Source organism: Pseudomonas chlororaphis subsp. chlororaphis (assembly GCF_003945765.1).
In the GTDB taxonomy this organism is placed as follows: Bacteria; Pseudomonadota; Gammaproteobacteria; order Pseudomonadales; family Pseudomonadaceae; genus Aquipseudomonas; species Aquipseudomonas chlororaphis.
On the sequence record NZ_CP027712.1, the window covers coordinates 5967448 to 5991823 of the forward strand.

The 24376-nt window shown below is 64.1% G+C and carries 23 protein-coding genes; 12 read left to right on the top strand and 11 right to left on the bottom strand.

The annotated features are described in order from the left end of the window. Positions 1 to 60 precede the first annotated feature (60 nt). Positions 61 to 975, bottom strand: coding sequence for a drug/metabolite exporter YedA (gene yedA, locus C4K27_RS27095; protein WP_007930753.1), 915 nt, complete (start codon positions 973 to 975; stop codon positions 61 to 63). A gap of 161 nt (positions 976 to 1136) precedes the next feature. Here yedA and C4K27_RS27100 point away from each other — a divergent pair, with 161 nt between their 5' ends. Next, complete coding sequence (locus C4K27_RS27100) at positions 1137 to 1589, top strand: Lrp/AsnC family transcriptional regulator (protein WP_007930752.1); 453 nt, start codon at positions 1137 to 1139, stop codon at positions 1587 to 1589. Positions 1590 to 1711: 122 nt separating this feature from the next. Here the strand turns inward: C4K27_RS27100 and C4K27_RS27105 are convergent, their stop codons facing one another. The 3 genes from C4K27_RS27105 to C4K27_RS27115 all read right to left on the bottom strand — a co-directional run bounded on the left by C4K27_RS27105 (position 1712) and on the right by C4K27_RS27115 (position 3755). Further along, positions 1712 to 2323: a 3'-5' exonuclease gene (locus C4K27_RS27105; protein ID WP_053262780.1), complete on the bottom strand. Its 612-nt coding sequence runs from the start codon at positions 2321 to 2323 to the stop codon at positions 1712 to 1714. Between the two features lie 32 nt (positions 2324 to 2355). Further along, positions 2356 to 2835: an NYN domain-containing protein gene (locus tag C4K27_RS27110; protein ID WP_007929138.1), complete on the bottom strand. Its 480-nt coding sequence runs from the start codon at positions 2833 to 2835 to the stop codon at positions 2356 to 2358. 137 nt (positions 2836 to 2972) lie between these two features. Beyond that, the gene (locus C4K27_RS27115) at positions 2973 to 3755 is read right to left on the bottom strand and encodes a DUF2076 domain-containing protein (protein ID WP_053262781.1); all 783 of its coding nucleotides are present in this window, start codon (positions 3753 to 3755) and stop codon (positions 2973 to 2975) included. Positions 3756 to 3934: 179 nt separating this feature from the next. Between C4K27_RS27115 and C4K27_RS27120 the strand changes: the two genes are divergently transcribed. Both C4K27_RS27120 and C4K27_RS27125 read left to right on the top strand, forming a co-directional pair. After that, positions 3935 to 4594 (top strand): DUF7847 domain-containing protein, encoded by a 660-nt coding sequence (locus C4K27_RS27120; RefSeq protein ID WP_007929142.1) that lies wholly within the window; start codon positions 3935 to 3937, stop codon positions 4592 to 4594. Positions 4595 to 4683: 89 nt separating this feature from the next. Continuing rightward, positions 4684 to 5763, top strand: a complete 1080-nt coding sequence (locus C4K27_RS27125; protein WP_053262782.1) for an endonuclease/exonuclease/phosphatase family protein — start codon at positions 4684 to 4686, stop codon at positions 5761 to 5763. 98 nt (positions 5764 to 5861) lie between these two features. On the opposite strand, the gene hrpB is transcribed toward C4K27_RS27125, so the two are convergent. Then, positions 5862 to 8393 carry an ATP-dependent helicase HrpB gene (hrpB, locus tag C4K27_RS27130; RefSeq protein WP_053262783.1) on the bottom strand — a complete coding sequence of 844 codons (2532 nt, stop codon included), beginning with the start codon at positions 8391 to 8393 and terminating at the stop codon, positions 5862 to 5864. Between the two features lie 117 nt (positions 8394 to 8510). On the opposite strand from hrpB, the gene C4K27_RS27135 reads away from it, so the two are divergent. Both C4K27_RS27135 and C4K27_RS27140 read left to right on the top strand, forming a co-directional pair. Continuing rightward, entirely contained in the window at positions 8511 to 8930 is a 420-nt protein-coding gene (locus C4K27_RS27135; RefSeq protein WP_007927053.1) for a periplasmic Zn2+ metallochaperone PmcY, read from the top strand. Between the two features lie 31 nt (positions 8931 to 8961). Next, positions 8962 to 9858: a cation diffusion facilitator family transporter gene (locus tag C4K27_RS27140; RefSeq protein ID WP_053262784.1), complete on the top strand. Its 897-nt coding sequence runs from the start codon at positions 8962 to 8964 to the stop codon at positions 9856 to 9858. On the opposite strand, the gene C4K27_RS27145 is transcribed toward C4K27_RS27140, so the two are convergent. Next, positions 9852 to 10859 (bottom strand): DUF6515 family protein, encoded by a 1008-nt coding sequence (locus tag C4K27_RS27145; RefSeq protein WP_053262785.1) that lies wholly within the window; start codon positions 10857 to 10859, stop codon positions 9852 to 9854. The two genes, C4K27_RS27140 and C4K27_RS27145, sit on opposite strands and share 7 nt — an antisense overlap. A gap of 443 nt (positions 10860 to 11302) precedes the next feature. Here C4K27_RS27145 and C4K27_RS27150 point away from each other — a divergent pair, with 443 nt between their 5' ends. Further along, a complete protein-coding gene (locus C4K27_RS27150; RefSeq protein WP_009045772.1) occupies positions 11303 to 11782 on the top strand; it encodes an Lrp/AsnC family transcriptional regulator in 480 nt (159 codons plus the stop codon). Between the two features lie 123 nt (positions 11783 to 11905). Beyond that, on the top strand, positions 11906 to 12115 hold the full coding sequence (locus C4K27_RS27155; RefSeq protein ID WP_007927060.1) for a DUF2788 domain-containing protein: 210 nt from the start codon (positions 11906 to 11908) through the stop codon (positions 12113 to 12115). Here C4K27_RS27155 and C4K27_RS27160 read toward each other — a convergent pair. The 4 genes from C4K27_RS27160 to C4K27_RS27175 all read right to left on the bottom strand — a co-directional run bounded on the left by C4K27_RS27160 (position 12110) and on the right by C4K27_RS27175 (position 18566). Further along, the gene (locus C4K27_RS27160) at positions 12110 to 12751 is read right to left on the bottom strand and encodes a pseudouridine synthase (protein WP_053262786.1); all 642 of its coding nucleotides are present in this window, start codon (positions 12749 to 12751) and stop codon (positions 12110 to 12112) included. The two genes, C4K27_RS27155 and C4K27_RS27160, sit on opposite strands and share 6 nt — an antisense overlap. Positions 12752 to 12821: 70 nt before the next feature. Next, positions 12822 to 14294, bottom strand: a complete 1473-nt coding sequence (gene amn / locus C4K27_RS27165; protein WP_162235144.1) for an AMP nucleosidase — start codon at positions 14292 to 14294, stop codon at positions 12822 to 12824. 165 nt (positions 14295 to 14459) lie between these two features. Continuing rightward, positions 14460 to 16109, bottom strand: a complete 1650-nt coding sequence (locus tag C4K27_RS27170; protein WP_007927066.1) for an acyl-CoA dehydrogenase family protein — start codon at positions 16107 to 16109, stop codon at positions 14460 to 14462. A gap of 75 nt (positions 16110 to 16184) precedes the next feature. Continuing rightward, positions 16185 to 18566, bottom strand: a complete 2382-nt coding sequence (locus C4K27_RS27175; protein WP_053262788.1) for a hybrid sensor histidine kinase/response regulator — start codon at positions 18564 to 18566, stop codon at positions 16185 to 16187. Between the two features lie 293 nt (positions 18567 to 18859). On the opposite strand from C4K27_RS27175, the gene C4K27_RS27180 reads away from it, so the two are divergent. The 4 genes from C4K27_RS27180 (at position 18860) to C4K27_RS27195 (ending at position 22370) form a co-directional block, all read left to right on the top strand. Continuing rightward, positions 18860 to 19657 (top strand): hydroxymethylpyrimidine/phosphomethylpyrimidine kinase, encoded by a 798-nt coding sequence (locus tag C4K27_RS27180; RefSeq protein WP_007927070.1) that lies wholly within the window; start codon positions 18860 to 18862, stop codon positions 19655 to 19657. A 17-nt stretch (positions 19658 to 19674) separates the two neighbouring features. Beyond that, on the top strand, positions 19675 to 20292 hold the full coding sequence (gene thiE, locus C4K27_RS27185; protein ID WP_053262789.1) for a thiamine phosphate synthase: 618 nt from the start codon (positions 19675 to 19677) through the stop codon (positions 20290 to 20292). A gap of 24 nt (positions 20293 to 20316) precedes the next feature. Then, positions 20317 to 21600 carry a glutamate-1-semialdehyde 2,1-aminomutase gene (gene hemL / locus C4K27_RS27190; RefSeq protein ID WP_007927075.1) on the top strand — a complete coding sequence of 428 codons (1284 nt, stop codon included), beginning with the start codon at positions 20317 to 20319 and terminating at the stop codon, positions 21598 to 21600. 215 nt (positions 21601 to 21815) lie between these two features. Beyond that, positions 21816 to 22370, top strand: coding sequence for a tetratricopeptide repeat protein (locus tag C4K27_RS27195; protein WP_007927077.1), 555 nt, complete (start codon positions 21816 to 21818; stop codon positions 22368 to 22370). 57 nt (positions 22371 to 22427) lie between these two features. Here the strand turns inward: C4K27_RS27195 and C4K27_RS27200 are convergent, their stop codons facing one another. After that, positions 22428 to 22754: a DUF1820 family protein gene (locus tag C4K27_RS27200; protein ID WP_007927079.1), complete on the bottom strand. Its 327-nt coding sequence runs from the start codon at positions 22752 to 22754 to the stop codon at positions 22428 to 22430. Between the two features lie 135 nt (positions 22755 to 22889). Here C4K27_RS27200 and miaB point away from each other — a divergent pair, with 135 nt between their 5' ends. After that, positions 22890 to 24218 carry a tRNA (N6-isopentenyl adenosine(37)-C2)-methylthiotransferase MiaB gene (gene miaB, locus C4K27_RS27205; RefSeq protein ID WP_162235145.1) on the top strand — a complete coding sequence of 443 codons (1329 nt, stop codon included), beginning with the start codon at positions 22890 to 22892 and terminating at the stop codon, positions 24216 to 24218. The last annotated feature ends 158 nt before the right edge of the window (positions 24219 to 24376 follow it).

Genomic DNA, 24376 nt, shown 5'->3' on the forward strand with positions numbered 1-24376 from the left:
GCTGGAACAAAAAACGCCGGGCAATGCCCGGCGTTTTTGATCATGCGCCAACAGGCCATTTCAAGCGGTGGCTTCTTCCTGTATTGCGGTGGCTTTTGGCTTGCGCCACTGCGGCAGGCCGATCAACACCACGGCACTGATGATCACCACCATCGCCAGCGCCTCCTCCAGGCCGATGGTCTCGCCGACAAACACAATCCCCAGCAGCACCGCTACCGCCGGGTTGACGTAGGCATAGCTGGTGGCCGCCGCCGGACGCACATGCTTGAGCAAGTACATGTAGGCGTTGAAGGCGATGATCGAGCCGAAGCCGATCAGGTACGCCAGGGCTGCCCAGCCTTCGATCGGCGGAACGGCGGCCAGTTGCTCGCCGCTCAACCAGCTGCCGATCAGCAGCACCACGCCGCCCACCAGCATCTCGACGGCACTGGCCATCGCCCCTTGCGGCAACGGCAGGTGCTTGCTCCACACCGAACCGAAGGCCCAGGCCGCCGCCGCGAACACCAGCAAGGCCGCGCCGGTCGGGCTCGACTGCAGGTTGGAGCCGAGGTTGAGCATGGCGATGCCGATCAGCCCGAGGACGATCCCCGCCCATTCCAGGCGAGTGTTGCGCGCGCCCCAGAAGTAACCGCACAGCAGGGTGAACAGCGGCACCGTGGCCACCGCCAGGGCCGCCACTCCGGACGCCACGCCCATGTGTTCGGCGACAGTGACCGCGCCATTACCGCAGCTCAACAGCAGGATGCCGATCACCCCCGCCGCCCGCCACTGCGCCCAGGTCGGCGCCGGCGCCCCGCGCCAACGCAGGAAGCCGTACATCAGGCTGCCGGCGATAACGAAACGGATGCCGGCGAGCATCAGCGGCGGCCAGTATTCGACACCGATACGGATCACCAGGTAGGTCGACCCCCAGATCACGTACAACGCAAAAAAGGCGGCAATCAGGGGCAAGGGGAAACGGCGTAGGCCAGGCATGGGAAGCTCGAAGACAGGACGAGGGAGAGGGTTATTCTAGAAAGCCGGCCGGCGGAACTTAAGTTACAAAACCTGTTTAAAGCATCGGTACACTTTTCAAAACATGGAGATTCTGGCTATAAACCATGCTTTCGAAAGTCGCTGAGTTTGGGAGCCTTATCATGGATAAATATGACCGCATGCTCCTCGCCGCCCTGCTGGAAAATGGCCGGGCGAGCTACGCCGAGCTGGCGCGCAAGGTGAACCTCTCCGCCCCCGCCGTGGCCGAACGGGTGGCCAAACTCGAAGCCAGCGGAGTGATCACCGGTTACCAGGCCAAGGTCGACCTGGCCAAGCTCGGGCTGCCGATCCAGTGCGTGATCGAACTGCGCATGGCCCAGCACGGTAATCAGAAGGCCTATGACGAACTGAGCCGGATCCCGCAACTCACCGAATGCCAGCGGGTCACCGGCGATCCGTGCGTGATCATGCGCGCCGCCGTCGGCTCGATGCCGGAGCTGGAAGAGCTGATCAACCGGGTGGCGAAGTACGGGTTCAGCAAGACCTCGATCGTGCTCTCCAGCGCCATCGAACAGCGCGTGCCGCTGGGGCATCTGGAGAGCAACGGCAAGTGAACCCAGCCAGCGCGACTGTAGCCGCTGCCGCAGGCTGCGATAAGGCTCGAAGAGCCTTCCGAGGCACTCAAGAGCGCGTCTCCTTCGGAGCCGATCGCAGCCTTCGGCAGCGGCTACAGGAGTCAGGTGTCGCGATGGCGCTTGAGGTGTTCGCCGATCTTGGCGGCCGGCACTTTCTGCAATTTGCACAAGAAATCGTGGGACAGCTCGCGCAGCCCGTGTTTCTGTCGCAGCTCCAGCTCCAGGTGGGCGGTAAGGTTGGCGGCCATTTCCGCATCGGCCATGGCCCGGTGAGCCTGGCCGGTATGGGGCAGGCTGGCGAAACTGGTGAGGGTGCCGAGCTTGTGGTTGGGCGCCGCCGGCATCAGCCGTCGGGCCAGCAACAGGGAACAGGCGAAGTTCTGCAAGCGGGTGCGCTTGATCCGGCCGAGTTCGTAGTCCCAGAACTTCTGGTCGAACGCTGCGTTGTGCGCCAGCAGCGGCGTGGTGCCGACGAACTCGTTGACCTCGTTCATCACCTGCTCGGCCGGCGGCGCGCCGCGCAGCATGGCGTTGCTGATGCCGGTCAGTTGTTCGATGAAGGCCGGCACCCGCACGCCGGCGTTCATCAGGCTCTGGTAACGCTCGACGATGCGCCCCTGCTCAAGGATCACCACGGCGATTTCCGTGGCCCGGCAACTGCTGCTCGGGGAGATCCCGGTGGTTTCAAAGTCGATGACTGCGATGCGTTCCAAACCTGTCCAGCTCCGTACAAAAAATAGTCAGCTCAGCTTTTGAGCAGTAGCGCGCCTTCGATCGGCACGTAGCGCGTGGCCGCGCGAATCAGCGAATTGGCGGTCAGCCCCGGCACGCCATAGGCCACCGCTTCGACGCCATGCTTGCTGATGATGCGCTCGAGCAACAGGTCGAAATCGCCATCACCGGAAGCCAGCACCACTTCGTCGACATGGGCGGCGGCGTCCATGATGTCGATGGTGATACCCACGTCCCAGTCGCCCTTGGCCGAGCCGTCGCTGCGCTGGATATAGGGTTTGAGTTTTACCGTGAAGCCCAGGTTGCGCAGGATCTGCTGGAACTGCTGCTGCTTGCTGTCGCCCCGGTCGATCGCATAGGCGTAGGCCTCGACTATCTGCCCCTGCTGGCTGATATCGGCCCACAGGGCGGCATAGTTGAAGTGGCAGCCATAGGCCTGGCGCACGGTGTAATAGAGATTCTGGACATCGGCGAACACAGCGATTTTTTTCACCGCTTATCCTCATGGCGCTCACGCGCGCGAACTGGGCCGGGACTCAAACCCTGAAAAGTCGCCCAGTATGCCAGCCAGAAGGAAGGTTCCGCGAATAATCGGTCCGGGACGCTGTTGCGTTCCGGACCGATGGCGGATCAGACGAAGGAATCGTCGTCGGAAAAGAACGAGCTGTCGTCGTTGCCGTAGTCGGCATCGCTGAAACCACCCTGGTCGTTGTTGCCCCAGGAGTCGTTGTTGGCCATACGCTGCTCGTCATTGCCCCAGCCACCCGCGTTGTCGCTGGCGGGCGCCGGTTCTTCCTTGATCACTTCGACGATTTCCTGCGGCTGCTGGTTGCCGTGGAACAGGCTGCTGAGGCCTTGCGCCAGCATCACGCCACCCGCCACGCCGGCGGCGGTTTTCAGCGCGCCGCCGAGGAAGCTGCTGCCAGCCGCGGCCGGAGCCTGCTGGGGTGGCGCGGCATAGTTTTGCTGGGGATAGCTCTGTTGCGGGTAGTTCTGCTGCGGCTGCGGGTTGAACGCCGGCCGCGCCGGTTCGCGCCAGCCACCGCCGGACGAGGCCGGAGCGCTTTGCGTCGGCGCCGGCTGCGGATCGCGGGAACCGCTGCCGAAGATGCTCGAAAGGAAGCCGCCACCGCTGCTGGGCGTCGGCGCCGCGGCCTGGGATCTGGCCTGCTGCAACTCGGCCTGCAGTTGCTGGACTTGCTGGGTGAGTTGTTTGTTCTGCTCGTCGAGGCTCTTGATTGCCGCCTCTTGCACCAGAATCGCCTGGGTCATGAAATACCCGGCGGCAGGCTGCCGGGTCAGATGCTCCTTGATCCGCGCCTCGGCCTGGGCGTCGCGCGGGGCTGAATCCTTCTCGGCTTGCTGCAACCGTGAAAACAGTCCATCGATCAGGGTTTGCTCTTCGCTGTTCATGGCGACCTCTTTAGATTGCCGGTAAAAAACGGGGCCTTGTCGTCATGCACAAGGTGCAACCAGTAATGGGGCTGCCCAGCGAGCTTTCAATGGCCTTTACCTAACGTTTACGTTTGCTCGCCCCGGGGCTGCATCGGTTAAAGTGTCCAACCGCTTTTTGTGATCTGCGATAACCACTGATGAATCCGTTAACCGTTCTGCGCGACTCCCTGTACTTCTGCCAGCGCAACCTGGGCCGTATCGTCCAACTGTGCCTGCCGCTGGTGGTCCTCGAAGCGCTGCTACAGCAGGCGGTCGACAGCTCGCTGGGCCCCGAGGCCTTTCCCGGCTACAGCGTGATCGTCGGCCTGTTGATCTACCCGCTCTACACCGGGGTACTGATCCTGTTTCTCGATGCCCGCAGCCGTGGCGAATCACCATTGGCCCGCGACCTGCTCGCCGCGACCGTCAGCCTGTGGCCGCGCTTTGCCTTGCTGACCGCCATCAATACCCTGCTGATCCTGCTGGGCCTGTCGCTGTATTTCCTGCCCGGGCTGTGGCTGATGGTGACCCTGGCCTTCGCCGAATACCTGCTGGTGCTCAAGGGCCTGCAACCGCTGGCCGCGATCAAGGAAAGCTTCCGCCTGACCCGTGGGCACTTCCTGCGGATCCTGGTCTGCATCCTGGCCGTGATGGCCCCGCTGTGGGTACTCAAGGGCGCCAGCCTGGCGGCCTACCCCGAGCCGGGTCCGATGCTGTCGCTGCTGATCGAAAGCGCCCACAGCTTCCTGCAGTTGTTCACCAGCGTGGTGGTATTCCGCCTGTTCATGCTGATCGGCGACTCGCCTGACCAGCAATGACCCCGGGGGCCGACCGCTCTACCCCTTGGGCCGCGGTCCCGCTCTCGGTTATGCTCGGGCTCAATCCAGCAACGCCATAAGCCGAGCCGATGCCCCGTCTATTTCGCTTCATCCTCCTGGGCCTGCTGATCAGCGCAGGCCTGTTGTCAGCCCTGGTCTACAGCCTGACCTGGCGCCCCGACGCCAAGGAGTCGCTGCCGGTCGCCTGCACCGGCAAGGTGCCCAGCCTGGTGCCGGGCCAGGCGCTGAAGGTGATGACCTGGAACGTGCAGTACCTGGCGGGCAAGCGCTACGTGTTCTGGAACGACCAGGCCCGGGGGCCGGACGAGCGCCCGACCCCGGAAGACATGGCCTTCAGCCTGGACGAAGTGGCCCGGGTGATTCGCGATGAACAGCCGGACATCGTGCTGGTGCAGGAGCTGGACGACGGCGCCAAGGCCAGCGACTACCAGGACCAGCTCAAGCTGCTGCAGGAACGCCTGACCGACCTGTATCCGTGCAGCACACAGGCCTTCGACTGGAAGGCCGACTTCGTACCCTCCCCACACATCTTCGGCAGCGTCGGCCGGCAGCTGGCGACTTTGAGCCGCTACCACATCGAACACGCCGAACGCCTGCAATTGCCGGTGCCCGAGGCCAATCTCCTCAGCCGCCAGTTCCAGCCGAAAAACGCCGTGCTGGTGAGTTACCTGCCGTTAAGCGACGGCGGGCAGATGGCGGTGCTCAACACCCATCTGGAGCGCGCGACGAAACCCGACGACACCCTGCAAGCCCAGGTGAACGCGGTCACCAGGATCCTCGACCGCTTCGAAGCCCGTGGCACGCCCTGGCTGATCGGCGGCGACTTCAACCTGCTGCCCCTGGGCCAGTACCAACGGCTCGCCCCCGAGCAACGCACGCCCTACTCCGCCGACAGCGCGCTGCACACGCTCTGGGACAAGTACCCGATGATTCCCACCAACAACGAGGCCAGCGGCATCGACCGCGCCCTGTGGCTGACCCACTACCCCAACGACCCGGCCCTGAGCGGCCCGGATCGCACCGTCGACTACCTGTTCCACAGCCCGCGGCTCAAGCGGGTCGAGGCCCAGGTCCGGCAGGACGACACCCTGCGCATCTCCGACCACCTGCCACTGATCGCCCGCTTCCTGCTGCCCGCCGCACCGTAGCCGCTGCCGCCGATCGGCCGGAACGGTCGCTGGCGTCGGCACTGGCGCTAAAGGTCCTGCGGACCTATCGCAGCCTGCGGCAGCGGCTACACACTGGGTTACTTGCGCGGTTTGGCGCGGGCCGTGGCTTCGGCCACCAGCGGGTCGTCCGGCCAGTAGTGTTTCGGGTAACGGCCCTTGAGGTCCTTCTTCACCTCGGCGTAGGTGCTGCGCCAGAAGTTCGCCAGGTCCTGGGTGACCTGCACCGGCCGCCGCGCCGGGGACAGCAGATGCAGCTTGACCACCTGCCGGCCGCCAGCGATCCGCGGTGTCTCTGCCAGGCCGAACAACTCCTGCAAGCGCACCGCGAGAATCGGTGGTTGCTCACTGTAATCAAGGCGGATCGACGAGCCGGACGGCACCGTCAGGTGGTGCGGCGCCAGCTCGTCCAGGCGCTGCGGCAACGGCCAGGGCAGCAGGCTGTGGACAATGCTGGCCAGTTCCAGGTTGGCGAAGTGGCTGAGGCGCGAAACCTTGCCCAGGTACGGCAGCAGCCAGCTTTCCAGGCTCTTGAGCAGCGCCGCGTCACTGACATCCGGCCACTGGCTTTCGCCCTTGGCCTCTAGATCGAGCTGGCGCAACAAGGCCACCCGGGCCTGCCACTGGCGCAGCTCCGGGGTCCAGGGCAACAGTTCCAGGCCCTTGCGCCGCACCAGATTGACCAGTGCCTGGCAGCGCGCCGCCTCGTCCAGGCCGGTCAGCGGCTCGCGGCTGAGCACCAGTTCGCCGACCTTGCGCTGGCGCTCGGCACGCAACACCCCTTCGCGCTCGTCCCAGTCAAGCTGATCGACGCAGCGCACCTGCTCGGCCAGGACCGAGTCGAACAGCGCCGGGTCGAAATCCGCCGCCAGGTAGATGCGCTCTTCCCGCTGCCCCTGGCGACTGCCCAGGTCGGCGATCACCAGCCAGGGTTGCTTCATCAGGCTGTCGGTCTCGCTGAACAGCGCCGCGCGGCCGTTGGCCAGCCGGTATTCGGCGCCGCCGGGACGACGTTGCTGGGCGACCCGATCCGGATAGGCCAGCGCCAGCAAGGCGCCCAGCCAGCGCGGGTGATCCGGGTCCGCCACCGCCTGGCTTGGTTGTCCGCGCAGATAACCACGATATTGCCGGGCCAGTTGCCGAGCCCGCTGGACCCCGCCCTGGGCGCCACGGGCCACGCGCTCTTCGCCGGACAGCAGCACCAGGCGGCTATGCAGGTCGGCACCGCCGCCACGCAGGATGTCGCGCTCGCCGAGCAAGGCGGCGACATCGCAGGCCATGTTCGCCAGCCCCAGGGCCTGGCCGCGCAACAGCAGATGGGCAATGCGCGGATGGGCCGGCAACTCGGCCATTGCCTGGCCATGGGGCGTCAGCTTGCAGTCCTCGCCAGCCTTGGCCGTCAGCGCTCCGAGGCGTTCGAGCAAGTCCTGGGCCTGGGCATAGGCCGCACCGGGCGGCACATCCAGCCACACCAGTTGCGCCGGTGCCACACCCCAGCGGGCCAGTTGCAGGGCCAGGCCCGCCAGGTCCGCCTGGAGAATCTCCGCGCTGCCATAGGCCGCCAACTGTTCATGCTGGTCCTGGGACCACAGGCGATAGCACACGCCCGGCTCCAGGCGCCCGGCCCGACCGGCGCGCTGGGTGGCGCTGGCCCGGGAAATACGCTGGGTGTCGAGACGGGTCATGCCGCTGCCCGGGTCGAAACGCGGCACCCGCGCCAGCCCGGCATCGACCACCACACGCACACCGTCGATGGTCAGGCTGGTCTCGGCGATATTGGTCGCCAGCACCACTTTGCGCTTGCCCGGCGGGGCCGGTTCGATGGCCGCGCGCTGCGCCGCCAGGTCCAGTTCACCGTGCAGCGGACAGAGCAGAATCTCCGGGCGCTCACCCAGGGCGTCGGCCAACTGCTGGTGCACCCGGCGGATCTCGGCCTGCCCCGGCAAGAACACCAGGACGCTACCGCTCTCATCGTTCAGCGCTTCAAGAACGGTCTGCACCAGCCGCGGCTCGATGAACTCGCCCGGCTGGAAGAGCCGCCCCCAGCGCACATCGACCGGGAACATGCGGCCTTCGCTGCGCAGGATCGGTGCGTCGTCCAGCAGCCCCGCCAGGCGCTCGCCTTCCAGGGTCGCCGACATCAGGAGGATTTTCAGCGGCTGCTCATCGCGAAACAGATCGCGGCCATTGAGGCTCAAGGCCAGGGCCAGATCGGCGTCGAGGCTGCGCTCGTGGAATTCGTCGAAGATCAGCAAGCCGACGCCTTCCAGCGCCGGATCGTCTTGCAGGCGGCGGGTCAGGATCCCCTCGGTAACCACCTCGATGCGGGTGTTCGGGCCGACCTTGCTATCCAGACGGATGCGGTAGCCCACGGTTTCGCCGACCTTTTCCCCCAGTTCGCTGGCCAGCCGTTCGGCCGCCGCCCGCGCCGCCAGGCGCCGTGGTTCGAGCATGAGAATGCGTTGTCCGGCCAGCCAGGGTTCGTTCAACAGGGCCAAAGGCACGCGGGTGGTCTTACCGGCGCCGGGCGGTGCTTCGAGCACGGCCTCGTGGCGTGTCGCCAGGGCTTCACGCAGGGCGGGTAAAACTTCATCAATTGGCAAAGAATTCATACTGGCTCCCAAACAGAGGCGCGAGTATAACGGCGAACTGCCTGGCGTTAATCACGGTCTGAATTCATACCGGCAACGCTTCAGCCTTGCTCTTTCGTGTCTGTTCAGGAGATTTACATGCGTATTCCTTTCCGCATCATCGGTGGCGTCCTGGTTGCCACCCTGCTGACTCAGCTCACCGCCTGCGGCTCGATCTTCTTCCCCGACCGGCGCGGCCAGATCGACGGCAAGATCGACCCGCTGGTAGCCGTGCTCGACGCCGTGGGCCTGCTGTTTTATGTGATCCCGGGGCTGATCGCCTTTGGCGTCGACTTCGCCACCGGCGCCATCTACCTGGAACCGGGCAAGACCGCGCAGGTCGACCCGCACAAGCTGCAGCAAGCCATAGGCGCCGACGGCCAGGTCGATAACCACAAGTTGCAGGCTATCCTCGAAAGCGAGCTGGGCCGCAGCTTCCCTCTGGACGATCCACGCCTGATCCAGCACAAGGGCAGCGCGCAGCAGCTGGCCCTGTACGGTCTGCAACCGGCAGCCTGACCCTCGCGTTTCTTGAAGGAACAAGCCTTGTATGAGCAGTAGCCCGGAACACGCACGCCTGTTGCGCCTGGCCACCCGCGCCTCGCTGGCGGTGGCCAGTATCCTGATCGTGGCCAAGGCCATCGCCTGGTGGCTGAGTGGCTCGGTCAGCCTGCTGGCCGGCCTCACCGACTCGCTGCTCGATGGCGCCGCGTCGTTCCTCAACCTGCTGGCCGTGCATTATGCCCTGCGCCCGGCCGACGAAGACCACCGCTACGGCCACGGCAAGGCCGAATCGCTGTCGGGCATGGCCCAAGCGCTGTTCATTGCAGTGAGCGCGGTGCTGATCGGGGTACAGGCCGTCGAACGCCTGCAGAACCCCGAACCGCTGGGCGCGCCCTGGATCGGTATCGGCGTGATGCTGTTGTCGCTGGCGCTGACCGTGGCGCTGCTGATGGTGCAATACCGGGTGATCCGCGAAACCGGCTCCACCGCGGTACGCGCCGACTCGCTGCACTATCGCTCCGACCTGTTGCTCAATGGCAGCATCCTGCTGGCGCTGGTGCTGGCCAGTTTCGGCTGGCAGCAATTGGACGCCTGGTTCGGCCTGGCGATTGCCATCTACATCCTGTGGAGCGCGATCCAGATCGCTCGTGAAAGTGTGGCGGTGCTGATGGATGAGGAACTGCCGTCCGAGGTCAGCCAGCACATGCTGGAGCTGGTATGCGCCGTGCCCGGGGTACTCGGCGCCCATGACCTGCGCACGCGGATTTCCGGCAACCACTGGTTCGTGCAACTGCATCTGGAATTACCGGGGGAACTGACCCTGTCGGTGGCCCACGGCATCAGCGATCAGGCCGCCGAGGCGATCCATACGGCCTATCCGCGGGCCGAGGTGCTGGTGCACGCCGACCCGCAGGAAGCGGTGCTCGCCGCCCGGGCTCAGTAAGTCACCTGATAGCCGCGCGAGCTCAGGCAACCGCCCTGGGCCTGGCGGTAGGTCTGGACCACCTGCGGTGCCGGGGGATAGGTCATCGCCGCCGGGTCGAAGCCGCTCTGCTGCACCGCCCAACGATAACAGTCGTAGCGGTCCTGATTGATCTGCTGCGGGCTCTGCCCGCTGACCGGGTAGGCCAGCACGTTGTAATCATTGCCGGCCTGCGGCGGCGGGCTGGCCACCGGCGGCTCGACCACTACGTACTGCTGGGTACTGGCCTCGTAGCTGTAGTAGGCGCCCGCGGCCAGGAAGAACAGCGCGCTGCCGATCCACACCTCGCGCGCGTAGTCCGGCAGGTAGGCCACGCGAATCCCGTAGGGTGGGCGCACCACAACGTAACGCGGCCCCTCTGGGCGGTACCAATAGCCACCGGAGAAGTAATAGTCCCGGCCGCGATAAGGCACACGGTAATGGCGGTCCGGAAAACGATCGATCACATAACCCGGCCGATATTGCGGGCCTGGCCCCCAGCCATTGCCACGACCCTCCGGACGGCCCGGCCAGCGATAGTCGTAGGGACGCGAGCCCGGCCCGCCGGCCTGCCAATGCGGGTTGTAGTCGTTGCGGCGCGGGATGTCCTGGTAATAACCCTGGCGCGGTTCCTGGGTCTGGCGGACGGTATCGGGGCGGCCCTGGATCGGCAGGTTGGCGGACGGCTGTGCCGGTCGTCCCCGCTCTTGATCATTCGGCCCGTGGTTCTGCCAGCGCCCGTTCTCGACGTTGCGCTCGAACTGCTGGCTGTTGTCGCCGCGAATGATTTCAGTCTGCGGGCGCGGCGGCTGGTTTTCGCCACGCCCCTGCCCCCTGCCCGGGTGCCCCTCGCCACCGTGCTGGCCGCCATCGGAGCCACCGCGACCGTCATTGCGGTTATCGCGGTCATCGGCGAGCACCTGCGCACTGACGCTCACACACAGCAAACCAACACCTGCCAAACGCCAGATGCGCGATTTCATGCTATTCCTCACTACGGATGGGGGCCTGTAGATAAGACTGGAAAAGCCCAGGCCGGTTCTGCCACAGGTTATCAGTCGCAACACTTATTTATTGAGGCGCCGCGGGATATTTCCTGGCGCGCAGGCAATAAAAAAGGGGGACCCGTCGGTCCCCCTTTGAGAATTTCGTCCGTGCTCGACGCTTATGGCGCCGGCTCACCTCACGCCGTCTTCTGGACAGTGTGTAGCCCGGGGGCCGGCTCAACCCTGTGGGATTGGCGGCCGCGGCAGGCCTGATTCGGCGGGCCGCAGTGGACTCTATGTCCGGGCAGTGATTCTGGTGATAAGAATAGGCCTGGGGCGCCGACAGAGGATTGCGAAGATTGCTCCAACAAACATGACTTGCGCAATTTTTAACTCAGGATAGATAATATTGCGCAATAGTTATTAAAAAGGCCTGTTCCATGAGCAAACTCGACCGATACGACCTCAGCATTTTGGCGGAATTGCAGCGCGACGCCCGCATCTCCAATCAGGAACTGGCCGAACGTATCGGCCTGTCGCCTTCGCCGTGTTCGCGTCGGGTCAAGCAACTGGAAGATGACGGCTACATTTCCCGCCAGGTCGCCCTGCTGGACCGCAAGATGCTCGGCCTGAGCCTGACCGCCTACGTGCTGATCGGCATGGACCGCCACACCCCCGAGCGTTTCGAGAACTTCGAGGCGGCGATCCGCAGCCTGCCGCAGGTCCTCGAATGCAGCCTGGTGACCGGGATGGACGCCGACTACCAGCTCAAGGTGGTGGTGCCGGACATGGATCACTACCAGAAACTGCTGCTCGGCCATCTGACCCGCATCGAAGGCGTGACCAGCGTGCGCTCCAGCTTCGTGCTCAACCAGGTGCTCAACAGCACCGAACTGCCGCTGACTCACCTGCGCAACTGATCTGTATCTGTAGGAGCCCCTCAACGGTGTGACGACGAAGCGCACCTGGATCAATGCCCGGTCGCGGCCCCTTGGCGTATACTCGCCCCCGCCTTTTAGCCTTGCCCGCGCTGGAGATGTTCGATGGATCCTGCAGTATTCGAAGAGTGGATGATGACCGGCCTGGTGACCATCCTGATCATTTTCATGGCCTTCATCGTCTGGGATCTGGCGAAGAAGTCCAAGGCCGGACGCTTCGGCTCGTTCATCCTGTTCTTCGTCCTGGGCCTGGGCGTGGCCGCGTTCATTATCAAGAGCGTGGTGATCGGCCTGATCGAATCCGGCGCTTTATAAGCGCGCCGGAACCTCCTTCCACTGGCCCTGGTCGAGCCCATCGATCGTCCAGTCGCCGATCCTGACCCGCACCAGGCGCAATGTCGGCAACCCCACGGCCGCGGTCATGCGCCGCACCTGGCGATTGCGCCCTTCACGAATGATCAATTCCAGCCAACTGGTGGGCACGCTCTTGCGAAAGCGCACCGGCGGATTGCGCGGCCACAGCTGCGGCTCTTCCAGCTGCCGGGCTTCGGCTGGCAGAGTCATGCCGTCATTCAATTCCACGCCATCACGCAGACGCTGCAATTGCTCGGCCGTGGGCTCCCCTTCTACTTGCACCCAATAGGTCTTGGCCAGCTTGTGCCTGGGGTCGGCGATGCGCGCCTGCAACTGGCCGTCGTTGGTCAGCAGCAGCAAACCTTCGCTGTCGCGGTCCAGGCGCCCGGCCGGGTAGATGCCGGGGATCGCGATAAAGTCCTTGAGGGTCGCCCGCCCTTCGCCGTCGCTGAACTGGGTCAGCACATCGAAGGGTTTGTTGAACAGGATCAGCTTCGGCTCGGCCGGTGGCGCTTTGGCAACTCGGCGCGGCGCGGAAGACGACGAAGGGCTCTTCACGCCAGGGCGGCGGGAAGCGGGACGAGGAGGACGAGACATGGCGAACAGAACATCTAACGGTCAGGGCCGACCATGCTAGTGGCCCGACCGTTAAATGACCATCCCGCGATCAGCGGAACGGCGGCTCGTCGAAGCTGCGCAGCTTGCGCGAGTGCAGCGAGTTGAGCTCGGTGCGCAGCAGATCCACCGCGGCGATACCGATCTTCAGGTGCTGGCTGACCGCTCGCTCATAAAAGGCGTTGGCCGAACCCGGCAGCTTGATTTCGCTGTGCAGCGGCTTGTCCGAGACACACAGCAAGGTGCCGTACGGCACCCGCAGGCGATACCCCTGGGCGGCTATGGTGCCGCTTTCCATGTCCACCGCCACGGCGCGGGACAGGTTGATCAGCGGACGCTCCTGGGCCCAACGCAACTCCCAGTTACGGTCGTCGTAGGTCAGCACGGTGCCGGTGCGCAGGCGTTTTTTCAGATCGTCGCCCTTCTCGCCGGTGACGTTGGCGGCGGCCTGCTGCAACGCCAGCTGCACTTCGGCCAGGGCCGGAATCGGAATGTTCGGCGGCACCACGCGATCGAGAATGCCGTCGCGACGCATGTAGGCATGGGCCAGCACGTAGTCGCCGATGGTCTGCGACTGCCGCAGGCCGCCGCAGTGACCGATCATCAGCCAGCAGTGCGGACGCAATACCGCCAAGTGGTCGGTAATGTTCTTGGCGTTGGACGGGCCGACGCCGATGTTCACCAGGGTCACACCGTGGCCGTCGCTGGCCAGCAGGTGATAAGCCGGCATCTGGTAGCGGTGCCAGACCACCCCGGCGGCGATCGACGAGGCTTCGCCGTGATCCATGCCCTTCTCGATGATCACATTGCCCGGCAGGACCATGCGCACGAACCGCGGATCGCTGCGCAGTTGCTCCAGGCCGTGGGTGATGAACTGGTCGACATAGCGGTGGTAGTTGGTCAGCAGGATCCATGGCTGCACGTGGCGCCAGTCGCTGCCGGTGTAGTGCACCAGGCGGCGCAGGGAGAAATCCACCCGCGCGGCATCGAACAGCGCCAGGGGCAGCGGATGGGTGTTCTCCCAATCGTACAGCCCGTCGGCGATGCCATCGGTAGCGGCGGACAGGTCGGTGCTGGGGAACACCCGCGCCAGCACCGCGGCGGTGACGCCGGAACCGGCCAGTTCATCGCCCTGCTCGACCACGTACGGATACGGAATGTTCTGCTCGCTGACGCCCACTTCCACGGTCACGGTGAAGTCGTGCATCAGTGGCACCAGCTGTTCCAGCAGGTACTTACGGAAGGCGGCGGGATGGGTGACCGTGACGCTGTAGGTACCCGGCAACTGGACCTTGGCGTAGGCCCGGGTGGTCTGTGGGACTTCGCCCTGACAGAGATAAGTCAGGCGCAATTCCGGGTAACGAAACAGGGCGCGCTGTTCGGCGTCCGGTTCGACACGATCCTTGAGGTAACGCTTGAGCGCCTGGCTCAGCGACGTGGTGGCCCGCTCATGCAAAGCGGCAAGCCGGTCCACGGCTTGCTCGGCGGTTTGAACGACAATAAAAGCTTCGGTCACGGTAAGCATCCTGTGTTCTGATCTTGCAGGCCTTCATCTTGCCTGCAACGCCGTCTCACGGGAACAGCGGAATATGCGTAGGAGCGAGCTTGCTCGCGAAAGATCTTTCAGGCCCCAGCCGATCGGTAGCCTGGACTATTTATCGCGAGCAAGCTCGCCCCTACAACAAACCGGTCAGAAGCCTGTCGGGGTGGAGCGCGCGACTATCGCCTCCACATCCAGCCCTCGCGGCAAGGTGCCGTAGACCCTTCCCGCCGAACCCAGGCGACTGGCGATAAAGGCATCGCTGACCGCCGCGTTGCCGGCTTCCAGCAGCAGCTTGGCCTGCAGGCCCAGGGCGATGTCCTCGGTCAGCTGGCGGGCGCGGTACTGAATGTCGTCGGTGTCCTGGAAGGCGCCTTTCAGGTTGGCGATATGCGCGGCCAGGCGCCTGTCGCCATGGCCATCGCCCAGCTCGGCGAACAACGCATCGAGCACGCCCGGCTCCTTGGACAAGGCGCGCAGCACATCCAGGCACTGCACGTTGCCGGAACCCTCCCAGGTCGAGTTGACCGGCGCTTCGCGGTACAGCCGCGGCAGGATGCTCTCCTCGACATAACCGGCGCCGCCCATGCACTCGGCGGCCTCGTTGATCATTGCCGGGGCCCGCTTGCAGATCCAGTACTTGCCCACCGCCGTCACCAGTCGCGAGAACATGGCTTCTTGCGGGTCATCCAGGTTGTCCAGCGCGCGGCCCATGCGCAGGCTCAAGGCCAGCGCCGCCTCGCTTTCCAGCGCCAGGTCGGCTAGTACGTTCTGCATCAAGGGTTGCTCGCTGAGTACACGCCCGCCCACCAGCCGATGGGCACAATGATGGGCGGCCTGGGTCAGCGCCTGGCGCATCAGCGAGCTGGAGCCGACCATGCAATCGAAGCGGGTCATGGCCACCATCTCGATGATGGTCGGCACACCGCGCCCTTCTTCACCGATCATCCACGCCAGGGCCCCACGGAACTCCACTTCGCTGGAAGCATTGGAGCAATTGCCGAGCTTGTTTTTCAGGCGCTGGATATAGAACTGGTTGCGGCTGTCATCCGGACGATGGCGAGGCAACAGGAAGCAGGTCAGGCCTTTTTCGGTCTGGGCCAGGGTCAGGAAGGCGTCGCACATCGGCGCCGAACAGAACCATTTGTGGCCCACCAATTCATAAGCCTGCCCCGGCCCCGTAGCGCCCACTGGATACGCCTTGGTGGTGTTGGCGCGTACATCGGTACCGCCTTGTTTCTCGGTCATCGCCATGCCGATGGTGACGCCGGCCTTGTGGGCCATGCCGACATTGCGCGGGTCATATTCAGTGGCGAGGACTTTCGGCAGCCACTGTTCAGCGAGATCCGGCTGCAGCTTCAGCGCCGGCACACAGGCGAAGGTCATGGTCAGCGGGCAACCGCTGCCGGCCTCGGCCTGGCTGTGCAGATAGGTCATGGCGGCGCGCGCGACATGGGCCCCGGATTGCGGATGAGCCCAGGGCAAGGACGTCAGGCCGTGCTCGATGGCCGTGCGCATCAGCTCGTGATACGCCGGATGAAACTCCACCAGGTCGAGGCGATGCCCGTAACGGTCATGGCTGGTGAACACCGGCTTGTTCTGGTTGGCCAGGAACCCCGCTTCCATCAGCGGCCCACCGGCCAGGGCACCGTAGGCGTCGATCCGCGATTCGGCCCAGCCGGCGCCGAAACGCCGTGCCCACTCCTGCAACGGCAGATCGATTCGATAGAGGTTGGTACCGTCCAGGGAAGGTGGCTGGTTGGTGACTTCGTGGGTCTCGGCGAACTGATGCAGGTTCATGTCGGGGCTCCTTGAGGGGTGTGCCAGAACCTCAGTTAAGCACCCCCTCCCCACCGAACAAAGTGGCATACCCGCCTAAATGCCGGCGCTTTCGCCCTGTTCCGAGACCAGCACCCGACACGCCAGAACAGCTTGCAACTCCTCGAATTTCACCGGCCGGGAGAGGTAATCGAGCAGGCAGCGCTCAGCCTCCACAGCATGCGCCGAGGCCGACACCAGCAGCACCGGCAAGCCGGCGCAACCCGGCATGGCGCGCACCTGATCGCACAACTTGAGCGCCTCGGCCTGCTCGATCTGGCAATCGAGCAATACCGCATCCACCGACTCTCGGCGCAACAACGCCAGCGCCCCGCGAGCGTTCTCGGCCGTGCGTACCTGATAACCCAGCTTGAGCAACATGCCGCGGATCACCAGTTGATTGATGCTGTTGTCGTCCACCAGCAGCACGCTGCAATCCTGCGGCATGCGCCGGACGGCGCGGACCCGCAGCGCCGGCTGGGCCGCCATCGGCTGCTCGCCGTCCACATCGAAGGTCACCTCCAGGCGGAAACAACTGCCACGCCCCGGCTCCGATTCATGGGTCAGCTGGCCACCCAGCAGATCCACCAGTTGCCGACAGATCGCCAGCCCCACGCCCAGTCCGCCGTATTCACGGGTCATCGATCCATCGAGCTGGAAGAAGCGCTGGTACAACGAGGCCTCATCGAGATTGACGAAACCGATGCCGGTGTCGATTACCGCGAAGGTCATCGCCACCCGCCCGGTTGCCACTGGCTTGCCAGTCACTCGCAGGACCAGGCCACCCACCCGGGTGAACTTGATGGCATTGTCCAGCAGGCACTCCAGGCACTGGCTCAACTTGCCGCGATCGCCCAGCAGCCGATCGGGCAACCCGGCGGCCAGGTCGACATCGAAGCCCAGCCCCTTGGCCGAGGCGTTGGCGCAAAACTGACCCAGCAAGGCATCGAGCAGCGAACGCAGGCTGAAAGTCTCGTGCTGGGCACTGAGCTTGCCGGCCTGCAATTCGGTCAGGGTCAGGATGCCATTGACCATCCGCATCATGTCCCGGGCCGAACCGGCGGCAGTCTGCTGGTATTGCTCCAGTTCCGGATCGAGATCGACGGTCTGCATCAGCTCCAGGGAACCGATCACCCCATTCATCGGCGTGCGCAGTTCGTGGGTCAGGGTGGCGAGGAACTCATCCTTGAGCCGGTTGCTGTGGGCCAGCTGCTGGTTGAGCACTTCGAGCTTCTGCCCGGCATCGAACAGGGTCTGCGCCTGCTGCTCGCGCATCGAGTTGATGCGGTCGGCCAGGGCCAGCGACAACAGCGCCACCTCGATGGCCGAACCGATCTGGCTGGAATACATGGTCAGGAACATGTTCGGCAGATAGCCCAGCACCATCAGGGTATTGATGATCCCACCCACCAGGAACGCCGACCAGGCGATGATGAAGTAGCGCGCCACGCGCATGCCGCGGCACCAGGCGACGATGCCGGAGACGAAGATCACCACGGTAAAGATCAGCGCCAGGGCCGTGGCCAGACGCAACGCCAGGGCGTAGCTGGTCATCAGCGACAAGGCCACCACCACGGTGCTGCACAGGATCAGCACCAGCAGCAGGCGATCGACCCAGCGGCTGTGGCTGGCGGTCTGCAGGAAACTGCGGGCGAACTGGCTGCCGAACAGGGCCGCCGCGCCAATGAAAAATGGCGTTGCCGCGTTGGCCCACCACGGGTTGTCCGGCCAGAAGTACTCCACCGCGGCGCCGTTCACCGACAGTTGGTACAGCCCGAACGAGGCGATGTAGAGGATGTAATAGAGGTAACTGGTGTCGCGCACGCTCAGGTAAATGAACAGGTTGTAGACCAGCATCCCCAGCAGCACGCCGTAGATCAGGCCGAGTACATACAGGCGCACCGGCTGCGCTTCCAGGTACGCCGTGCTGGACCAGAGCGTCACCGGCGCCTGGACCGAGCCCTGGCTCTGCAGGCGCAGGAACAGGGTCTTTTGCTCGTAGGGCGCGAAGCTCAGGTCGAACAGGTAATTGTTCTGGCGAATCTGCCGGCTGTCGAACGGCAAGGCATCGCCGGTGCGCCGGGCCAGACGGTAGCCCCCGGTTTCATCGGGCACATACAGTTCCAAATGATCGAGCGGCGGATAGGCCAGCTCCAGCAGCCAGGTGTGTCGTATGGAAGGGTTGGCGGGACGGTAGCTGAGGTGGATTTTCAGCCAGAATGCCGAGCGGGAGTAACCGGCGTTGAGGGTGGCCTTGTCATGGGTCTTGAAACTACCGGCCATCGCCGCTGTGCTGACATCCGCGATCGTTGCCTGACCACTCGCGTCTTCAAACACCTGAATCACCCGACCCAAGGGCAGGCTTTGGGTGAACTCGTCGAACTCGACCGCGCCAGCCAGCATCGGCAAGCTCAACAGCAACATCAGCAAATAGCGCATAAAGCCCCAGCGTGGCCTGTCCGGTTGTGTCAGGAAGCCCCCCCATTTCCCTTTGAGTAGACGTAAAACCGGCATGACCTGTTATTGGTTTGGATCCACTCTAGCATAGCCGTTGATGGCCAAAGAACACCATGAAAAGTTTTAGTTTAAAGGCTCTAGAACGGGCGTTTCAGCGCTATCCATTGATCTAGAGCTGTTGCCTCGGTCAACTTGTCGGCAAGGCGGAAAAACCAGCCCCGGCCGACACGCGAGGGGCCATGCAAAAAAGACGTTTGGTGGTAAGCTCGCGCACCATGAATATCTACAGCTCTCGCCCCGTTGTCCTCTGTCTCTCCGGCCACGACCCCAGTGGCGGTGCCGGCCTGCAGGCAGATATCGAAGCCCTGCTCGCCCAGGGTTGCCATGCAGCTCCCGCTGTGACCGCGCTGACCGTGCAGGATACGGTCAACGTCAGCGACTTCCGTGTGCTGGATCGCGAGTGGGTGCTGGCCCAGGCCAACGCCGTACTCAACGACTCCACGGTCGCCGCGGTCAAGCTGGGCATGCTCGGCTCGCTGGAAATGGTCGACACTGTGGTCGAGCTGTTGCAGGCGCATCCGCACCTGCCGATGGTCTGCGACCCGGTATTGCGCGCCGGCGGCGGCGGGCGCCTGGGCAAGGACGAGGTCGGTTACGCCATGCGTGAACGCCTGCTGCCACTGGCGACCATCGCCACCCCGAACCTTCCGGAAGCACGAATCCTCGCCGAGTTGCCCGAAGGCACTGCGGACCAGTGCGCGGAAAAGCTCCTGCCGTTCGTCAAACACCTGCTGATCACCGGCGGCCATGGCGACGAGCATGAAGTGCATAATCGCCTGTACAGCCGCGACGGCAGCCGTCACACCTACACCTGCCAGCGGCTGCCGGGCAGTTATCACGGTTCCGGTTGCACCCTGGCCAGCGCCCTGGCCGGACGCCTGGCCCAGGGCGAAAACCTGGCCAGCGCCGTGAAGTCGGCCCTCGATTACACCTGGCGCACCCTGCGCGACGCCGAGCAACTGGGCCAAGGCCAGTTCGTACCGCGCCGCCTGCCGCTGGACTTCTGCTCGTAAGCCATGAGGCTCGCTCGATGAAACTACGTGGTCTGTATGCCATTACCGACAGCCAACTGTTGGCCGGCAAATTCCTGCAGTACGTGGAGGCGGCGCTCGACGGTGGCGTGACCCTCCTGCAATACCGCGACAAGAGCAGCGACGAGGCCCGCCGCCTGCGTGAAGCCGAAGCCCTGCACAGCTTGTGCGAGCGCTACAAGACGCAACTGATCATCAACGACGACGCCGAGTTGGCCGCGCGCATTGGCGTCGGCGTACACCTGGGCCAGACTGACGGCCCGCTGACTCCGGCCCGTGCCCTGCTCGGCCGCCAGGCGATCATCGGCTCGACCTGCCACGCCCAGCTGGAGCTGGCCGAGCAAGCCGCCAAGGAAGGCGCCAGCTATGTCGCCTTCGGTCGCTTCTTCAATTCCAACACCAAGCCCGGCGCACCGACGGCCAACCTGGAGCTGCTGGACCAGGCCCGCGCCCGGCTGCACCTGCCGATCTGCGCGATCGGCGGCATCACCCTGGAAAACGCCGCGCCGCTGGTCGCCCATGGCGTCGACCTGCTGGCCGTGGTCCATGGCCTGTTCGGCGCCGACAGCGCCCAGGAAGTGACCCGCCGTGCCCGCGTTTTCAACGCCCTCTTCTAACCGCTGATTTCCGAGAGTCCGATCATGTCTCGTTCCGAAACCCTGTTTGCCAATGCCCAGAAACACATCCCCGGCGGCGTGAACTCGCCCGTGCGTGCGTTCAAGAGCGTGGGCGGCACGCCGCTGTTCTTCAAACACGCCGAAGGCGCCTACGTCACCGACGAAGACGACAAGCGTTATGTGGACTACGTCGGCTCCTGGGGGCCGATGATCCTCGGCCACAGCCATCCGGATGTGCTGGACGCGGTGCGCAAACAGCTGGAACACGGCCTGTCCTACGGCGCCCCGACCGCCATGGAAACCGAAATGGCCGACCTGGTCTGCTCCATCGTGCCGTCCATGGAAATGGTGCGCATGGTCAGCTCCGGCACCGAAGCGACTATGAGCGCGATCCGCCTGGCCCGCGGTTTCACCGGCCGCGACAGCATCATCAAGTTCGAAGGCTGCTACCACGGCCACTCCGACAGCCTGCTGGTCAAGGCTGGCTCTGGCGCGCTGACCCAGGGCGTGCCCAGCTCGGCCGGCGTACCGGCGGCTTTCGCCAAACACACCCTGACCCTGCCGTTCAACGACATCGACGCGGTCGAGAAGATGCTTGCCGAGGTCGGCCAGGAAGTGGCCTGCATCATCGTCGAGCCGGTGGCCGGCAACATGAACTGCGTGCCACCGGCCCCGGGCTTCCTCGAAGGCCTGCGCAGCCTGTGCGACAAGCACGGCGTGGTGCTGATCTTCGACGAAGTGATGACCGGTTTCCGCGTCGCCCTGGGCGGTGCCCAGGCGCACTACGGGGTGACCCCGGACCTGTCCACCTTCGGCAAGATCATCGGCGGCGGCATGCCGGTGGGTTGCTTCGGCGGTAAACGCCAGATCATGGAGCACATCGCGCCGCTGGGTCCGGTCTACCAGGCTGGCACCCTGTCGGGCAACCCGCTGGCCATGGCCGCCGGCCTGACCACCCTGCGCCTGATCAGCCGTCCGGGCTTCCACGCCGAGCTGAGCGACTACACCAGCCGCCTGCTCGACGGCCTGCAGCAACGCGCTGACGCCGCCGGTATCCCGTTCGTGACCACCCAGGCGGGCGGCATGTTCGGCCTGTATTTCAGCGGCGCCGACGATATCGTCACGTTCGACGATGTGATGGCCAGCGATGCCAATCTGTTCAAACGCTTCTTCCACCTGATGCTCGAAGGCGGTGTCTACCTGGCCCCGAGTGCCTTCGAAGCCGGCTTCACCTCGATCGCCCACGGCGACGCCGAGCTGAAACTGACCCTGGACGCGGCCGAACGCGCTTTCGCTGCCCTGAAGTAACCTTCCCCGCCAAACCGGCGCCACACTTGCTGGCGCCGGTTTTACGCCGCATTCGCGTCCCAACTCCCGAAACAGCCCCGAAAGCGGCGGATATCGCGCCCGCGCAGCAGAAAAACGAGTAAAGACTTTGTAAGGTTGGCCCTGCTTATTTCATAATGCGCGCTTATTGGATCCCTCGATGGGTCCGCGCGCCCTTCAGAGGTAAGTCGATTCCCATGAACCGCACCGGCCGCGCCCTTGCACTGGGCTGCCTGTTGCTCCTTCAGCCCCTGCTCGCGCACGCACAAGCAGGCGGCAACTCGTTGTTGATCCCAGCGATGGGTCGCTGCACCCTCAATACTCAGTCACAGGATCTGTCCGAGGCCCTGGCGGTCTGCCAGAAGGCGGCTGACGAAGGGGATGCGCAAGCGCAATACGAGTTGGGCGAGTTCTACTACGAAGGTAAAAATACCCCGCGCGATCTCAATCAGGCCCTGAGCTACTTTGAAAAGGCCTCGCTGCAAGGCCACGCCCAGGCGCAATTCAAGCTCGGCACCATGTTCTTTCGCGGCGAAGGCGTACCGGCCAACAACGTTCAGGCCTATATCGTGCTGAAGATGGCGGCGGTCAATGGCGCCGAAGAGGCACTGGACACGGCTGACGAAGTGGCCGAGCACATGCAGCGCGATGAACTGGAAGTCGCCACCCAGGTGCTGGGGCAGATTTTCCGCAAATACCTGATGGAATTGCAGAGCGCCGACGGGCGTTCGCCCTTCTCACCCCTGCCTTGAGCGCATCGCGAGCACATTTGCCCGCGATGGAATGCGACGTTCTTCTCGATACAGCCCTTACTTCTCAGGCATCGGCATCGGAAACGGCATGACGTTGCTCACGCCACGCGCCTCGCTGATCTTCGGCGTACCCAGGCGCTCGACCTCGTCGATGCGCACGATCGAATGCATCGGCACAAAGCTGCGCACCACGCCTTCGAACTGGGCCTTGAGCTTCTCTTCGCTCGGATCGACGACCACTTGCGTGCGCTCGCCAAAGACGAACTCTTCCACCTCCAGGAAACCCCACAGATCACTTTGATAGATCTGCTTGGCGTACATTTCGAACACCTGTCCCTGGTTGAGGAAAATCACCTTGTAGATTGGAGCTTCACGTTTGGTCATGGTGGGCGGGTAACACATCGGGGGATATAAAAGAGGGCGCGAACTATAGCATAGCCACCGGACGCGCAGCGGTAGGAACCTCAGGCCATGTTCCCTATAATGCGCGGTTCTTTGAATCACGTGATGACTCCGTCCATGGCCAAGAAGCTCTACATAGAAACCCACGGTTGCCAGATGAACGAGTACGACAGCTCGCGCATGGTCGATCTGCTGGGTGAACATCAGGCCCTGGAAGTCACCGCCCGCGCCGAAGACGCGGACGTCATCCTGCTCAACACCTGCTCGATCCGCGAACGAGCCCAGGACCGGGTGTATTCCCAACTGGGTCGCTGGCGCGAGCTGAAGCTGGCCAACCCGGACATGGTCATCGCCGTCGGCGGTTGCGTGGCCAGCCAGGAAGGCGCGGCCATCCGTGATCGCGCGCCCTATGTCGACGTGGTCTTCGGCCCGCAGACCCTGCACCGCCTGCCGGAAATGATCGATGCCGCCCGCAGCAGCAAGCTGCCGCAGGTCGACGTCTCGTTCCCGGAAATCGAGAAATTCGACCACCTGCCAGAGCCACGCATCGACGGCCCGAGTGCCTATGTCTCGGTGATGGAAGGCTGCAGCAAGTACTGCACCTTCTGCGTGGTGCCCTACACCCGTGGCGAGGAAGTCAGCCGGCCATTCGACGACGTGATCTGCGAGATCATCCACCTGGCGGAAAACGGCGTGCGCGAAGTCACCCTGCTGGGGCAGAACGTCAACGGTTACCGTGGCCAGACCCACGACGGCCGCCTGGCCGACCTCGCCGAACTGATCCGCGTGGTCGCGGCGGTCGATGGTATCGAGCGCATCCGCTATACCACCTCCCATCCGCTGGAGTTCTCCGACAGCCTGATCCAGGCCCACGCCGAAGTGCCGGAACTGGTGAAACACCTGCACTTGCCGGTGCAATCGGGTTCCGACCGGATTCTCGCAGCCATGAAGCGCAACCATACGGCGCTGGAATACAAATCCAAGCTGCGCAAACTGCGCGCCGCCGTGCCGGGCATCTGCATCAGCTCGGACTTCATCGTCGGCTTCCCCGGCGAGACCGAAAAAGACTTCGAACAGACCATGAAGCTGATCGAAGACGTCGGCTTCGACTTCTCCTACTCGTTCGTCTACAGCCAGCGCCCGGGCACCCCGGCGGCCGACCTGGCGGACGACACCCCGGAAGAGTTGAAAAAGGAACGCCTGAACGCGCTGCAACATCGGCTGAATCAGCAAGGATTCGAAATCAGCCGACAAATGGTCGGTTCGATCCAGCGCATCCTGGTTACCGACTATTCGAAGAAAGACCCGGGCGAACTGCAGGGGCGGACCGAGAACAACCGCATCGTCAATTTCCGCTGCGACAACCCGACGCTGATCGGCCAGTTTGCCGATGTGCATATCGACTCGGCCCAGCCTCACTCGCTGCGCGGATCGCTGCTGCAATAACCTCCTGCCGATGCGGGCTGACCAGCGGTAGTGGCCTCGGGCACGCCATCGCCGGGAAGCCGGCCTCCAAGGAAAATGTGGCGAAAGACATTGCTTCGTATAAGAGCTTTCGCACCCAGGCCGCTGGCGTTATCCTTGATTTCATCCTTTATTGCCGT

What these genes read in the sequence shown, in the direction of transcription:
- C4K27_RS27195 (WP_007927077.1), top strand. Translation starts at nt 21,816, where the DNA reads ATGAACCGCACCGGCCGCGCCCTTGCACTGGGCTGCCTGTTGCTCCTT.
- C4K27_RS27120 (WP_007929142.1), top strand. Translation starts at nt 3,935, where the DNA reads ATGAATCCGTTAACCGTTCTGCGCGACTCCCTGTACTTCTGCCAGCGC.
- C4K27_RS27115 (WP_053262781.1), bottom strand. Translation starts at nt 3,755, where the DNA reads ATGAACAGCGAAGAGCAAACCCTGATCGATGGACTGTTTTCACGGTTG.
- C4K27_RS27150 (WP_009045772.1), top strand. Translation starts at nt 11,303, where the DNA reads ATGAGCAAACTCGACCGATACGACCTCAGCATTTTGGCGGAATTGCAG.
- yedA (WP_007930753.1), bottom strand. Translation starts at nt 975, where the DNA reads ATGCCTGGCCTACGCCGTTTCCCCTTGCCCCTGATTGCCGCCTTTTTT.
- C4K27_RS27170 (WP_007927066.1), bottom strand. Translation starts at nt 16,109, where the DNA reads ATGAACCTGCATCAGTTCGCCGAGACCCACGAAGTCACCAACCAGCCA.
- C4K27_RS27175 (WP_053262788.1), bottom strand. Translation starts at nt 18,566, where the DNA reads ATGCGCTATTTGCTGATGTTGCTGTTGAGCTTGCCGATGCTGGCTGGC.
- miaB (WP_162235145.1), top strand. Translation starts at nt 22,890, where the DNA reads ATGGCCAAGAAGCTCTACATAGAAACCCACGGTTGCCAGATGAACGAG.
- hemL (WP_007927075.1), top strand. Translation starts at nt 20,317, where the DNA reads ATGTCTCGTTCCGAAACCCTGTTTGCCAATGCCCAGAAACACATCCCC.
- C4K27_RS27140 (WP_053262784.1), top strand. Translation starts at nt 8,962, where the DNA reads ATGAGCAGTAGCCCGGAACACGCACGCCTGTTGCGCCTGGCCACCCGC.
- C4K27_RS27155 (WP_007927060.1), top strand. Translation starts at nt 11,906, where the DNA reads ATGGATCCTGCAGTATTCGAAGAGTGGATGATGACCGGCCTGGTGACC.
- C4K27_RS27135 (WP_007927053.1), top strand. Translation starts at nt 8,511, where the DNA reads ATGCGTATTCCTTTCCGCATCATCGGTGGCGTCCTGGTTGCCACCCTG.
- amn (WP_162235144.1), bottom strand. Translation starts at nt 14,294, where the DNA reads ATGCTTACCGTGACCGAAGCTTTTATTGTCGTTCAAACCGCCGAGCAA.
- C4K27_RS27145 (WP_053262785.1), bottom strand. Translation starts at nt 10,859, where the DNA reads ATGAAATCGCGCATCTGGCGTTTGGCAGGTGTTGGTTTGCTGTGTGTG.
- C4K27_RS27125 (WP_053262782.1), top strand. Translation starts at nt 4,684, where the DNA reads ATGCCCCGTCTATTTCGCTTCATCCTCCTGGGCCTGCTGATCAGCGCA.
- hrpB (WP_053262783.1), bottom strand. Translation starts at nt 8,393, where the DNA reads ATGAATTCTTTGCCAATTGATGAAGTTTTACCCGCCCTGCGTGAAGCC.
- C4K27_RS27100 (WP_007930752.1), top strand. Translation starts at nt 1,137, where the DNA reads ATGGATAAATATGACCGCATGCTCCTCGCCGCCCTGCTGGAAAATGGC.
- C4K27_RS27160 (WP_053262786.1), bottom strand. Translation starts at nt 12,751, where the DNA reads ATGTCTCGTCCTCCTCGTCCCGCTTCCCGCCGCCCTGGCGTGAAGAGC.
- C4K27_RS27200 (WP_007927079.1), bottom strand. Translation starts at nt 22,754, where the DNA reads ATGACCAAACGTGAAGCTCCAATCTACAAGGTGATTTTCCTCAACCAG.
- C4K27_RS27180 (WP_007927070.1), top strand. Translation starts at nt 18,860, where the DNA reads ATGAATATCTACAGCTCTCGCCCCGTTGTCCTCTGTCTCTCCGGCCAC.
- thiE (WP_053262789.1), top strand. Translation starts at nt 19,675, where the DNA reads ATGAAACTACGTGGTCTGTATGCCATTACCGACAGCCAACTGTTGGCC.